This window comes from Acinetobacter sp. ANC 3929 (assembly GCF_000369405.1).
Lineage (GTDB): Bacteria > Pseudomonadota > Gammaproteobacteria > Pseudomonadales > Moraxellaceae > Acinetobacter.
On record NZ_KB849998.1, the window covers coordinates 221,221 to 234,467 of the forward strand.

Annotated in this window: 14 protein-coding genes; 7 read left to right on the plus strand and 7 right to left on the minus strand. The window is 39.6% G+C overall.

Annotation, left to right across the window (positions count from 1 at the left end; all coding sequences use genetic code 11):
- Positions 1 to 3 precede the first annotated feature (3 nt).
- The gene (locus F909_RS15225) at positions 4 to 867 is read right to left on the minus strand and encodes a PHP domain-containing protein (protein WP_005146927.1); all 864 of its coding nucleotides are present in this window, start codon (positions 865 to 867) and stop codon (positions 4 to 6) included.
- Positions 868 to 912: 45 nt separating this feature from the next.
- Here F909_RS15225 and F909_RS15220 point away from each other — a divergent pair, with 45 nt between their 5' ends.
- From F909_RS15220 to mnmC, 4 genes are read left to right on the plus strand one after another with little or no spacing between them, the layout of a single operon-like run.
- Positions 913 to 1,524, plus strand: coding sequence for a septation protein IspZ (locus tag F909_RS15220; protein WP_005146929.1), 612 nt, complete (start codon positions 913 to 915; stop codon positions 1,522 to 1,524).
- 24 nt (positions 1,525 to 1,548) lie between these two features.
- Positions 1,549 to 1,851 (plus strand): YciI family protein, encoded by a 303-nt coding sequence (locus F909_RS15215; protein WP_005146931.1) that lies wholly within the window; start codon positions 1,549 to 1,551, stop codon positions 1,849 to 1,851.
- Positions 1,852 to 1,854: 3 nt separating this feature from the next.
- Entirely contained in the window at positions 1,855 to 2,313 is a 459-nt protein-coding gene (locus F909_RS15210; protein WP_005146937.1) for an SH3 domain-containing protein, read from the plus strand.
- Between the two features lie 15 nt (positions 2,314 to 2,328).
- Entirely contained in the window at positions 2,329 to 4,227 is a 1,899-nt protein-coding gene (mnmC, locus tag F909_RS15205; RefSeq protein ID WP_005146938.1) for a bifunctional tRNA (5-methylaminomethyl-2-thiouridine)(34)-methyltransferase MnmC2/FAD-dependent 5-carboxymethylaminomethyl-2-thiouridine(34) oxidoreductase MnmC1, read from the plus strand.
- Between the two features lie 85 nt (positions 4,228 to 4,312).
- Here mnmC and F909_RS15200 read toward each other — a convergent pair whose 3' ends face one another.
- Entirely contained in the window at positions 4,313 to 4,627 is a 315-nt protein-coding gene (locus F909_RS15200; RefSeq protein WP_004804287.1) for a rhodanese-like domain-containing protein, read from the minus strand.
- 90 nt (positions 4,628 to 4,717) lie between these two features.
- Between F909_RS15200 and F909_RS15195 the strand changes: the two genes are divergently transcribed.
- Together F909_RS15195 and F909_RS15190 are read left to right on the plus strand one after the other, a co-directional pair.
- On the plus strand, positions 4,718 to 5,206 hold the full coding sequence (locus F909_RS15195; protein WP_004655922.1) for a YajQ family cyclic di-GMP-binding protein: 489 nt from the start codon (positions 4,718 to 4,720) through the stop codon (positions 5,204 to 5,206).
- 14 nt (positions 5,207 to 5,220) lie between these two features.
- A complete protein-coding gene (locus F909_RS15190; protein WP_004804285.1) occupies positions 5,221 to 5,715 on the plus strand; it encodes a DUF4442 domain-containing protein in 495 nt (164 codons plus the stop codon).
- A gap of 58 nt (positions 5,716 to 5,773) precedes the next feature.
- Here the strand turns inward: F909_RS15190 and F909_RS15185 are convergent, their stop codons facing one another.
- The 4 genes from F909_RS15185 to F909_RS15170 all read right to left on the minus strand — a co-directional run bounded on the left by F909_RS15185 (position 5,774) and on the right by F909_RS15170 (position 8,067).
- Positions 5,774 to 6,253: a GAF domain-containing protein gene (locus F909_RS15185; protein WP_005146940.1), complete on the minus strand. Its 480-nt coding sequence runs from the start codon at positions 6,251 to 6,253 to the stop codon at positions 5,774 to 5,776.
- Positions 6,254 to 6,314: 61 nt separating this feature from the next.
- Positions 6,315 to 6,731, minus strand: a complete 417-nt coding sequence (locus F909_RS15180) for an acyl-CoA thioesterase (protein ID WP_005146941.1) — start codon at positions 6,729 to 6,731, stop codon at positions 6,315 to 6,317.
- A 1-nt stretch (position 6,732) separates the two neighbouring features.
- Complete coding sequence (gene trxC, locus F909_RS15175) at positions 6,733 to 7,170, minus strand: thioredoxin TrxC (RefSeq protein ID WP_005146943.1); 438 nt, start codon at positions 7,168 to 7,170, stop codon at positions 6,733 to 6,735.
- Complete coding sequence (locus tag F909_RS15170; protein ID WP_005146946.1) at positions 7,171 to 8,067, minus strand: alpha/beta hydrolase; 897 nt, start codon at positions 8,065 to 8,067, stop codon at positions 7,171 to 7,173.
- A gap of 122 nt (positions 8,068 to 8,189) precedes the next feature.
- On the opposite strand from F909_RS15170, the gene F909_RS15165 reads away from it, so the two are divergent.
- Positions 8,190 to 8,525, plus strand: a complete 336-nt coding sequence (locus tag F909_RS15165) for a protein tyrosine phosphatase family protein (RefSeq protein ID WP_005146948.1) — start codon at positions 8,190 to 8,192, stop codon at positions 8,523 to 8,525.
- Between the two features lie 226 nt (positions 8,526 to 8,751).
- Here F909_RS15165 and F909_RS15160 read toward each other — a convergent pair whose 3' ends face one another.
- A complete protein-coding gene (locus F909_RS15160; protein ID WP_005146950.1) occupies positions 8,752 to 13,110 on the minus strand; it encodes a hypothetical protein in 4,359 nt (1,452 codons plus the stop codon).
- Between the last annotated feature and the right edge of the window lie 137 nt (positions 13,111 to 13,247).

Sequence of the window (13,247 nt, forward strand, 5' to 3'; positions counted from 1 at the left end):
TTTTTATATAAGGGAAGATTTAAAGCTTTCCCAAATTCCTTTCTGACCATCATGAACGCGTGGCGTTTGTCCGAGTTTGATCCACGGCATATTGTCACCATGAAAATCACTGCCAATCGACACAGCTAAACCAAATTGTTGAATCATACGATCCACCATTTGTCGTGTGGAAGCAGGTTCGATATTGGGTGGTAGTTCAACCGCATCACCACCTGATTCTGCAAAGAGTTCAATCAAATAACGGATATTGGTGGCAGACAGGTCATAACGGGTTGGATGAGCCAATACAGCGAAACCTTGACTGGCATGAATGGTCTCAATCGTTTCTTTGAGTCCCATCCCTTCAAATTTCACAAAGGCCTTTTTCCCTTCTTTCAGAAAGCGATCAAAAGCCTGCTGTGGACGACTGACAATATTCTTCTCAACTAACGCTTTGGCAATATGGGTGCGGGTAACCCGATCGGCTTGCCCATCGACTTGAGCAATCACATCTGGATAAATATCAAAATCGATACATTTTTCTAAAAGCTGACAAATCACTTTCGCCCGTTCAGCACGGACTTTTTTCTGTTGTTCCAACATGGCTCTGATTGGTGTTTCATCTTGCATATTCAAGGCGACAATATGTACACCATAGCTCTTTTTGGTATTTGGTCGTGACCATTGACTGGACACTTCCACTCCAGAAATGATTTGAATATCATGGTCTTGTGCATAATTCTGAGCGCGTTCCAAACCATCCATAGTGTCGTGATCAGTCACGGCCAAGGTGTGTATTTTTAGGTCCACGGCGGCCTGTACCAGTTGCTCAGGAGAGAAAGTACCATCGGAAATGAGTGTATGTGTATGTAAATCGACACCGAACATGGTTTGTATTATGCTATCTGACCTATTTCATCATCGTACTGTAACATGAAAGCGTTGCTCGACTATCTTCCGATTATTATCTTCTTTTATTTTTATAAAACCACCGATCCTAAAGATAGTCATCATCCCCTATTACAGTTAGTGGGTAGTGCGGGAAATACCGATCAAAATCATATTCTTGTTGCGACATGTGCCCTCCTCATTGCCACATTGGTGGTTTATGGCTGCCTGTTCTTTTTCCAAAAATTCAAACTGGAAAAAATGCAGTGGTTTATTGTCGTAATGTCTGTCGTTTTTGGTGGAATTACCCTGATCTTTAGTGATGTGACCTACATCAAAATGAAGGCAATTATCATCAATGTCGGGATTGGATTAGGCTTCCTCGTGACCCCACTATTTAATAAAGAACGTATGCCAATTATCCAAAAACTTTTAGGTTCGTTGTTAGAGCTCAGTCCTAAAGGCTGGTTAAAGTTGAACTGGGCATGGTGTGGTCAATTCTTTTTACTCGCAGCACTGCATTTCTTCTTTGGTTTTGTCTATATGCAAGGAAAATATTGGGGCGAATTCACGGCTTTTGGCGATATTATCGTTTCTATCAGTTACCTAGCTGCTATACTCTTTTTCTTAAGAAAGCATTTTAAAACCACTGAATAGATTTTAAATCATCGAGCTACTGCCATGCCATATTTTGTGCTGACTTGTACTGATCGCGAAGGTACTTTGGAAAAACGTTTAGCAACCCGCCCACAACATATTGAACGTCTACAAAAGTTAGATGATGAAGGACGTTTAATTACAGCTGGTGCACATCCCAAAGACCCAAATGATCCACAAGCCGGTTTTTTGGGCAGTACCATGATTGTCGAGTTTGACAGTCGTGAAGCACTGGATGCTTGGATTCAGGAAGAGCCATTTTTAAAAGAAGGGATTTACGCCAGTATTGATGTAAAACCTTTCAACAAAGCTTTTCCAAAAGGGTAAATCATGCAAGTTGTCCTTAAAAGCGTACTGGCTTTATGCCTACTCAGTTCTACTGCTTGGGCCGTTGAACCTACCACACCTACGGCTGCAACCACCACCACAGCGCAAACTCAATCCTCTACCACAACGCCTGTTACAGGCAATGCCACAGCGACAGTGGCTAAACCATTGACGGCTGAACAAATTGCCAAAGCCAAGCAACAGCAGGATGCCAAAGTAAAAGCCATGATTCAAGATCAAGCCAGCCGCTTGAAACAACTTGAACATGCCAATCTTGAAGCACTCTCGCAGAACCAAGAGTTGCAATTAAAAAATGACAATTTAACCGTTCAAGTTCAGGTATTACAAAGTGAACGCAGTGCGCAAATGTTTTTATACGGTGCGATGACCATTGCCGTCGGTGTCATTCTGGGTTTCCTGATTGCCAGCTATATTCACACTAAACGCCGCCGCCAGTGGTAAAATCACCCTCAATTTATGTCTCACTCAGCAAAATTACAAACAGCCGAATTAGACTGGGAACTGGTCGATGGTATCGAAGTTCCCATTTCTAAACAATTTGGCGATGTCTACTTTTCTAAAGATAACGGTTTACTTGAAACACGCCATGTGTTTTTAAATGGTAATGACTTAACTGAACGTCTGTCACAACTGAAAGACTACCAATACTTTTGTGTGGGCGAAACTGGTTTTGGCACAGGCTTAAACATTCTCACCTTGTGGCAGCTTTGGCAGCAGATTCGTCCAGGTAACCACAGTCATTTACATGTGGTGAGTGTAGAAAAATTTCCGCTCAGTAAAGCCGATCTAATCCGTGCACTCAATGTCTGGACGGAGCTAGAACCTTTAGCTGAAAAACTGATTCAACAGTATCCTTTACCGATTGCGGGTTGTCATCGTCTCAGTTTTCCTGAAGAACGTTTTAGTATTGATTTATGGTTAGGTGATGCGCAAGACATTTTCCCTGGCATCCCTAAAACACAGGCGATCAACGCATGGTTTCTTGATGGCTTTGCCCCTTCATGCAATCCAGACATGTGGCAAGAAAATGTGCTGAATCATATTGTCCGGCTATCAGACTTTGGAACCACATTTGCCTCATTTAGTGTTGCGGGTGTACTCAAACGTGGGTTAAAGCAACATGGTGTGCACATTAGCCGTCCACGGGGGTTTGGTCATAAACGTGAAATGCTGAAAGCCATTTGGCTAGACCCGTCATCCACAGCGTCTGACCTAGCTGATTCAGAGCAAAGCCATGTGACCTCGCAATCTGCTTTGCAACCCAAACAGCGTCAAATTGCGATTATTGGCGCGGGAATCGCAGGTTTAAGCACCGCATGGGTATTTGCCCAACGTGGTCATCAAGTCACGATCTACGAGCAAAATGAGCCACTTTCAGGTGCATCGGGTAATCCCCTCGCCTTACTCAATCCAAAACTCTGCCCAATTGAACAAGCACATGAACACTTGATGACCTTGAGCTGGCAACATGCATTGAATTTTTATCCTAGATTCAAAGCATTTAGACCCATTCAAGTGCAGCAGCTTGCCTTAAAAAATGCCGATGAATTATTAGAGCTGGCAGAGCAGTATCCTGAAACGGTGTTATCAGTACAGTTAAAGCAGCCACAAATACCGAATACTGAATTTCCAAGTTTATTTTTAAATCAAGCTGGTGCAGTTTCCCCACAACAGCTACGTGATGAAATTTTACAGCACCCCAATATCTCGATTCAAAAAGCAAAAATTTCTCGCTTAAATGCAGGTGAGAACCAAACTGAGCTTTGGCAAGATCAACAGCTCATCGCAACAGCCGATGATGTGATTGTTTGTTGCGCCAAGCAAAGTGCTGAATTATTTGACAACTACCCAGTGTTAAAACCAATCCGTGGACAAGTCAGCTGGGTTGAGAATCGCGAGCAACCTTTAGCTTTAGATCAAGCCTATAGTTATGGCGGTTATTGTATGCAATTGGATGCAGCACAATTAATTTTAGGTGCCTCTTTTTATCCCAATCGAGACGATATTGAAGTTTTAGCTGAAGATCATGTGCATAACTACGAACTTATCCACAGTGTCTTCCCTGAATATGCGCAACAATTAGCATCCACCGAAACATGGCAAGGCCGTGCATCTGTGCGTGCACAAAGTCTGGATTACTTTCCTCTGGTCGGGAAAATGCAAAATCACCAGCAAATCTATACTTTTGCAGGTTTAGGTTCAAAGGGATTCTTATTTGCACCGTTGTGCAGCGAAGTATTAGCAGCTTTAGTACTCGGAGAACTTTGTCCAATTCCGCAATCGTTATTGAATAGACTCAACCCACAGCGTTTTCACAAGAAGACTAAAGCAAAGAAACCGTATTATTCTGGTTAAATATCTTTTAATTTTAAAATAACTGAAATCTAAAATTTTGAATTGGCCAAAATACAGATGTATTTTGGCCAATCTTTTGAGTGCTTTAAGCGCCTTGTTCTAAAGGTAAGCCTGCATCACGCGCTGCGCGTGTGCCACCCATTAGCACAACATATTCACGAGAACCATCCATGCCGTCTAATAGCTCTGCTGCACGCGGTGCTTTACTTCCGCCACCACATAAAATATAAATCGGCTGATCCGCTGCAACTTGAGTCAAACTATCCGCAGTGATATCAGTAATTGGACGATTCACCGCCCCTTTAACATGAGCCTCTGTATACGCTTTAGTATCTCGGACATCCCAGATGACAGCGCCTTCTGGGAACTCAAATGTTGTAATTTCTTGTTTACGGATCATTGTGCACTCCTTTGATGTAAACAACACTTGGCAAATGAAGAAAACCCCCTTAGCATCTCAAATATTCTTTCCCTTTGTAAAGGTCTAACCATGCCTTCTTTTGATATTGTTTCTGAATTAGAGTTATTTGAAGTTAATCACGCTGTACAAAATACAGAAAAAGAGATCGCAACACGTTTTGACTTTCGAGGACAAGACGTTTCAATTGAGTTAAATGAGAAAAATAAAGAAATCAAAATCTCAACTGAAAGCGATTTTCAATGTGAGCAAGTGTATACCATGCTCGAGAACCATTTCTACAAGCGTAAAATTGATGTACAAGCATTAGATCCACAAAAAGCCACAGCTTCTGGTAAGAATGTCGTACAAGTGATTAAACTTAAAGATGGTCTTGACTCAGATACCGCAAAAAAAATTAATAAAGCCATTAAAGAAAGCGGTATCAAAGCGCAATCTTCTATCCAAGGAGACAAAATCCGTGTCACGGATAAAAAGCGCGATACTTTGCAACAAGTGATGAACTTTTTACGTGAACAACAATTTGGTCTACCACTCCAATTTAATAATTTCAAAGACTAAGCAATAGGTTCACTATGGCAAAAGATAACCGCCTTTATAAGCTGGTTAAAACCACCTCTAAATTTCCAAAGGGCATTCGCAGCACCTTATGGAGTAAAGCCTTTGGACGTGTGGTTCCAATGGTTGGAACAGCAAATATTCGCTATTTAGAAGTAGATAAAGATCACGTCACTGTCCGCATTGAAAACCAACGCAATATGCAAAATCATATTAAAGGGGTTCATGCTGCAGCGATGGCTTTATTGTCTGAAACTGCAACGGGCTTTTTAACCGGTTTACATGTACCAGACGATCGAATTCTGTTGATCAAATCATTGCATGTCGACTATTTAAAAGTTGCTCAAGGCGGTTTAACGGCAACAGCAACATTATCAGCAGATCAACAAAAGTTTATTGCAGATAATGATAAAGGCGAGTTATTGGTGCCAGTAACAGTGATTGATGATTCAGGCAATGAGCCAATCCAATGCCAAATGCTTTGGGCTTGGCTGCCAAAACGTAAAAAATAGTATTTGAATCAAAAATAAAGCCCAACGTCATGTTGGGCTTTATTTTTACATCTCACCTTTAAATAAATGTTTCAATCACGGTGATCAGCTGTTTCAAATATTCTGCATCAATCTCATCAAATTGATTCAACTCATCACTATCAACATCCAACACGCCAACGCACTGACCATTTTTCATGATGGGTAAGACAATTTCAGATTTAGATGCAGAACTGCATGCAATATGTCCAGGGAATTGATCTACATCTGGTACGATAATCACTTGCTGTTGTTGCCATGCAGTTCCACATACGCCACAACCTTTGGCAATACGGGTACAAGCTATCGGACCTTGAAATGGCCCTAAAACGAGTTCACTGTCTTTTACAAGATAAAAGCCAATCCAAAACCAGTCAAATTGCTGTTTCAATGCCGCACAGATATTCGCTAGATTCGCAATCACATCCGTTTCATCTTCAACAATTGCCTGAATCTGTGGAATGATATTTTGATATTGCTCAGCTTTATGACCTTGCTGCAAAACCAGCTCTTCTGCCATCGTCTGTCTCTACCTTTTGAATAATAAATATAATTAAACTAAACAATTTTGCTGCTTAGTTTTATGCCGTTGCAATAAATGCCTGTTTAATCTCTTCAGAGATTACGCGCTTGTTGCCCTTCACATCGACTGCAACAAACGTGAATACACCTTCGGTAATACGAACTGGTTCACGTGAATCATCATGGCTATTCCATACTTCGATTTGCACTTGTACCGAGCTGCTTCCAACTTTCAAAATTTTGGTATAGCAACTAATTACATTACCAACCTTCACAGGAACGAGAAACGTCATCTGATTAATGGCAATCGTGGCACAACGACCTTTACTAAAACGCTCAACGTGAATGGCACCAGCGAGATCCATCTGAGAGACAATCCAGCCTCCAAAGACATCACCACTCCAATTGGTATCTGCGGGCATAGCAATATTTTGTAAAGATAAAGTCCCTTCTGGATGATTTGGACGTTCCGTCATATCAATGTCCTTGATGCTGCTGTAATTGCTGGTCTAACCATTGTTGTAACTCTGGCGTACGTAATGCTCCACTGATTCTCGCCAATTCTGTAGTTTTATTCATAAGAACCAAAGTTGGAATACTTCGTACATTAAATGCAGCACTTAAACGCGGATTGGCTTCTGTATCAATTTTTGCAAAAACCACATAAGGATTCTGCTTAGCCACCTGAGCAAAATGCGGTGCCATCATCTTACATGGGCCACACCACTCCGCCCAGAGATCAATCAGCACAGGCAAATCACTATTGCTAATGAAATTGCTAAAGTTTTGCTCATTCAGCTCAACTGGGGCTCTGGTTAACAAGGCTTGATGACATTGCCCACAATTCGGATCTACTGCCAATTTTTCTTCAGGTACACGATTTTTTGCACCACAGGATGCACAGACAATAATCATTTACATCACTCCGATATGTTGATGTAAAAATTCTAATTGGGTTGTGACTGCTTTTTCAAACCAAGAATCATGATAAACATCAAAATGCTTCATTTCCCACTCATGATAGCTCACAAATGGCGCAATATTGGTCGCTGCTTCCCGACTAGATGCAATGGGAATCAACGTGTCATGCTTTGCCGCAATAAACAAAACAGGAATATTAATTTTACGGACAAATTGGATCGGTCGATAACGCATTAAGTTAAAAAATACACGCGCTGGAACTTCTCCACTCCAGTAATAATCTGGATTTACAATCGAGAGATAACCGTAGTAACTGTCCGAGGTTGGTAGAAAGCACAATCGATATTGATCGACGACAGGTAAGGTTTTAGGAACTAAGCCCATTTTAGAGCCCATATAATCCTGACTGGAGCGTTTCAATGCTTCAGGATAGCGTTGTAAAGGATAAAGCTTGGCCGTCTCAGCACCATCGACATAAGGCACTTGTACCATCACTGCTTGAATATTTTTCAGGTCTGTTGCCAGACTTAAGGCATATCCACCACTGAGTGAGGTTCCCCATAAGATAATCCGTCGACTATCAATCAGCTTGCAATTTGAAGCATATTGAACAATGGTTTTCCAGTCATCGAGCTGAGCACTTAATGAAACCAATTCACGTGGTTTCCCTGTACTGCCACCCCAATAGCGATAATCAAATAAAATCACCGCATAACCTGCTTGAACAAAACGCTGTGCATATTGAACCAGTTTAAATTGACGCAAGCCCGCAAAACCATGTGCCATGATAATCACGGCAGGTTTGATATTGGTTTTGGGTAAATAGAAATCCGCAGCGATGGTTTCATCGCCACTGGCAACATACAACGGCTCAACAGTATAGGTGTGCATGCGCGCTCCATTGCGTTATCTTTTATTTATCATCATTTATTTACTATAGACATTTAAACTCAAGATCGAGCTTAATGCTATGATAGAGCATAAAATGTTTTGTTTGTTTTTGGAGTGACAAGATGACAGAGAATGTTGGTTTTGCAGGTCAAATCGGCCCTGAGCATGTTGAGCAAGTGGTTGAAAAAGGATTTAAATCGATTATTAATAACCGTCCAGATCTGGAAGGTGGTCCTGAGCAACCTACAAGTGCCCAAATCGAAGAATCTGCACGCAATGCAGGTCTAGACTATGTCTATCAACCTGTTGTTGCAGGCCAAATCACTGAGTTAGACGTACGTACTTTTGCAAATCATTATAATGAACTGCCAAAACCAATTTTAATGTTCTGTCGTACTGGTAACCGTTCAAATAATTTATATCAAATCGCAAAACAAATGGACTTACTGGACGATTAAATTCATTACATTTCATTACCTGATCAAAATAGTTAAACCTTTGTTTTTATAAGATGATGGTTCTTTTTCACAAGACAAAGAACCATGCACAAACTCACCATTATTATTTTATGCCTTATCTCACTTTCAGCGTGTAGTTCTTTTCAAGTTCGCCCAACAGCAACAGTGAGTATAGGTACTACCCTATAAAAAAACAGCACCGAAGTGCTGTTTTTTTATACATTAATTATTTACAAGAGTTAAGAATTCCATAAGGACTCTTATTGTTAATTGATGGTGTGAATGCCCAATCCGTCTTATCAAAATCACTAGAGACTGTTGGTAAAGAAACCGTTCGATAACCATGTATTGGTGTATTCGCCAATGTTGCTGTCGCCCCGATCTGAACAGATAACCATGAAGCATATGCTTTTGGATAACGTATTTGGAAATCAAACTTACCTTCTTTATCTGTTGTATAAGTTGCCGTATATGGATTTGAATCACTTGCACCAATAAAACGTACAACATTTAAAGTTTCAAGAACATCGCTACCATTTCTATCTTTTTCACCAGTAATTGTGACATTGCGATCATCATAAGATGTTGAAGGATCATCTTTCGTCGGAATTGCACAGACTAATGGAGGCGTTAGTAATGGTGGTAAATGTTGAGTCCAGAATTTTGCTTTTGTAATCGGGTCTTCTATAACTGTCCAAGCACCACGAGAAAATTCAACAGCTCTAACATCCATCGTGACGTTTTGATTCGCTACAGGTCGACCATCTAAATCTGTCACTTGTACTGAAGCATTCCAATTATAATAAATGCCCGAGTTATCATCGATACCCACTTTATTTGGATTCATGGCAACAGTAATAGAACCTTGTGTTACAGGGACATCAGCAGCAATAATATCAGCTAAATAACTCTGACGTCGTTCCGTTCCATTACTATCTTTAACTAATGCCTCTACACGTAGGTCATCTGTAATAAACTGAGCTGCACTATAACCTTGAGCGCGTAAATTTTCATCCACAACAACGGTAAATTTTACCCAACCATTTTCATCACTTTCTACTGTGGATGCTCCACGGATATAAGCACCATTTTTTTGATAATCTGGAATTGTTAATGTCACTGCTTTTCCAGATTGACTCGAGCCATTGATATCTGTGACTAATACAGAAACATCAACAGCATCACCGCGTACATGCAGTTTATCTTTGGATGCCTTTAGTTTCAGATCTAATTGTGGAGCTAATGTTGTTGGTGAATTAACAGATATTTGTGAAACTTGCTGTACTACAGCTCCCTGCTCATTAATATGAGATGCAATCAAAAGAATAGGATCAGTATTCGTACCGCTACTCTGTTTCATATCCAAAGTAAATACAGCTTCACCAAATTGATTTGTTACTACTTGTGACGCACCTTTAATCGATGTAGCATTTCTTGGATCGACAATACTCAAGGTCACTTGCTGATTTGCAATGCCCCCCTGATTAACATCTAAAAGTTTGACTGTAGCAAGAGCTGAATCACCAGCCGTACTAAGTGAAACTTTATTGCTATCAATCGTTAAATGATTTGTATTGATTGGCGCTACCACAGTAAAACTTAGAGTACTTTTTAATTCTTCACCTTTAGGATTTTTAATTACACCAATCACTTTTATACCAGCTGTCAATAAAGCTTGTTTAGCAGTATTAGACATATCTTTAGGGATGGTAATAGAAATCGGTACTGAACCATTTGCAGTTGTTAATACTGAATCTGCATTCAATTTAACACCAGCGCTCACTGCCTCTTGATTTAAAGAAAGATTAACGGGATAAGCCGTATTTGCACCTAACTCATCTTTTACAGCAACCTGAACTTGATAAGTTTGACCAATTTCCAGATCCGTTTTATCTGACGTTAAACGTAGGTTGACAGAGTCTTTTGGTATAGCAACCTGGATAGTACCTGTTTGTTGAATACGATCACCATTATTAAGGTTTGTTCCAACGATAGCAAAAGTGATGCCATTTTTAATCAGGCTTGCATCATATGTACCTTCTGAGACCTTAACTGTAAATTCCGCTTCGCCTTTACTATTGGTTGTCAATGCAGAATCGGATAAAGATACTCTAGAGCCAGTTAAACCAGCAAGAGCAATGGCAATAGGAGTATTGGCAACTATATTCCCGGCACTATCTTGGGCAATTACTTTAACTCGAACATCACCGCCCAATACAGATACGGTTTGGACATTATATGAAAGTACCAATCCAGCTAAGCTTGGCAAGATTACAGGTGGACGACTCACATCAATCTTACGTGTCAATGTATAAGCTGAACCATCTCTACGAGCTCCCTTAACCGCGACAGTAATTCCATTCGCAATTAGGTTCGTTAATTCAGTCTGACTGTTTGCCTTCACCTTTAAACTGAAAGTGACTTTACCATTTTCTGTAGAAAGAGCAGATGCTGTAGCAAGACTAACCCCATTGCCTAAAGCTGCTTCATTTAAACCAATTCCAACTTTTTGACCAGATAACGATTTTCCATCAGTACCTGTCGCATTTACAACTACGTTGATTATTTGTTCAACACCAGAAGTTAAAACAACGTTGCCAGGCATCTCTACAGCCAAATAATCTAGATCAATCTCTGTCTGATCGGTAGGAGCTTTAAAGTTCACTGTTGTTGTTTGCTGAGAAGCATTTGATGTAGTTTGCGCTGTGATTCTAATACCATTTGCAACTAATTGCTTTTGTCTATCTGAACCATTCGCTTTAAATTCGTAAACGAAAGTCGCATACCCTGTCTCATCCGTATTTTTAGAAGCTTGGCCCGTTAAGCTTAAACCAAGTGCTTGCAAATCTGTACTCGTTAATGTTGGAAGCGATATTGAAATATTCTCACCTTTTAAAGCACTTCCTTTCACGCCAATTGCTTTAACTTTGACAGTAATTGTTTGATCTTTTGTATAATCAAAAGCATTATTAATTGGATCAATTGCTAAGTAGCCCACGGCTTCTTCAGATTTTTCTTCGTCTGCTACAGCAATTTTAATACTGTTGGTTAAGTTATTATCTGTTTTAAAAGTTGCTGTAATACCTGATTGGACTAAAGCAGCAACTGCAGCCTCTGTTTTTGCATTGGTACGCAAGGTATATGTAACGTATCCTCCCGCCGCAGTACTAAAATCTCGTTCAGCACTACCATCAAATGTTACTCCATTAGAAATAGCCTCATTATTTAAAGCTAAAGTTACTTTTCCTTTGGTCGCAGCTTCACCTTTATTATTAATTCCCTTAACAGTAATCGTCACTTGATCATTTTTTGCATTGATCTTGTAAGAGGAAGCTATTTCTAAACGCTGTAAAGCCAATTGATCAGCTGCATTTGAATCTGCAGTAATTACATTAATCGTATCCTGAGCGAAAACATCCAAACTGTCAGAATAAACTGCTTTTAGATTAATTCCCTGCTGAGATAAAGCGATTGGATAATTTGAATTTGCCTTAATTGTAAAGGTTGCATAACCATTCGCATCTGTTATAGCTTCAGCTTGATCTAAGCTAACTCCATAAGCATCACTTTTATCAGTAAAAATTAATTTTACTTTCTTATTTGCTAAAGCAACATCATTACTATTTTTTGCACGTACCTTTACAGTTGTTGTTCCATTCTGAGCTATTATCGGAGCATCCGCTTTAATAATTTCAAGTTTTTGTACAATCTGAGAGATATCTTTAAATGTAATTGCAGCTTTAACAGTTTTTTGAGCTTTAAATTCATCGACCAATTTAAATTCCAAACTTTGAGAAGTCGCAACAAGTTTCTGGATATCCTCTGACGTCAAATCGGCACTCGCTGCAATAGTAAATGCTGCATTACCATTGTTATCCGTAGTCAGTGATGAACCCGATGAAATGAAAAATTTACCTTGCATCTCTGCTGGCAAAACTAAACTGACATTTTGCCCTGCTTTAATTCCACCATTTGGGTCAGTAACCTGCGCATTAATTGTTGCAGTACCCTTAGGTAGGTTTAAAACAACGCCTTGTTGGATATTTAAATTATAATTACTTTGAACAGTGCTCGTTTTAGTAATATTTAGTGTGTAAACTTGTTTAATTGATGTCCCATCAACAGTAGCAGTTAATAATACTTTTCCAGATGCGGTTGAAATAGAAGGTATATTAAGCTCAAATCCAGCTATACCACCATCAGCAGTTTTAACTAATGAAACTTTGCTGGTCACCCCCAATTTATCATTATCTGATATTGATAAACGAACATCTTTATCAGCTATTCCACCTTGATCTTTATTCAAAACCTGAACTGAAAACTTTACAACAGAATTATCATTGGCATTAACAATAGTTTTATCTGATGCATCCTTTAAATCTAATACTTTAATACTTTCAGCCACTTTAGAACTATCAGTAGAAGAATTATTTCCAGTGTTGGAACCACCTTCATTGGTGTTGCTGCTTCCACTATTTCCATAATAGCCACCCCCGCCTCCACCACCACAAGCAACTAGCGCAACTGAAGTAGCTAAAAGCGTAGAGTTAACCCCTAATTTTTTTAAATTAATTAAATATGTCATGGTAGTGTCCATTTTATGTAATAATTCAGCCCTAAATACTCTTACGGCTTTAACACAAAAATTTACTAGAAATAACATATTTTATCAATCTGCAACTTTCTCTTTATTAACATATAAAGAGAACCATTTGGCAGAAA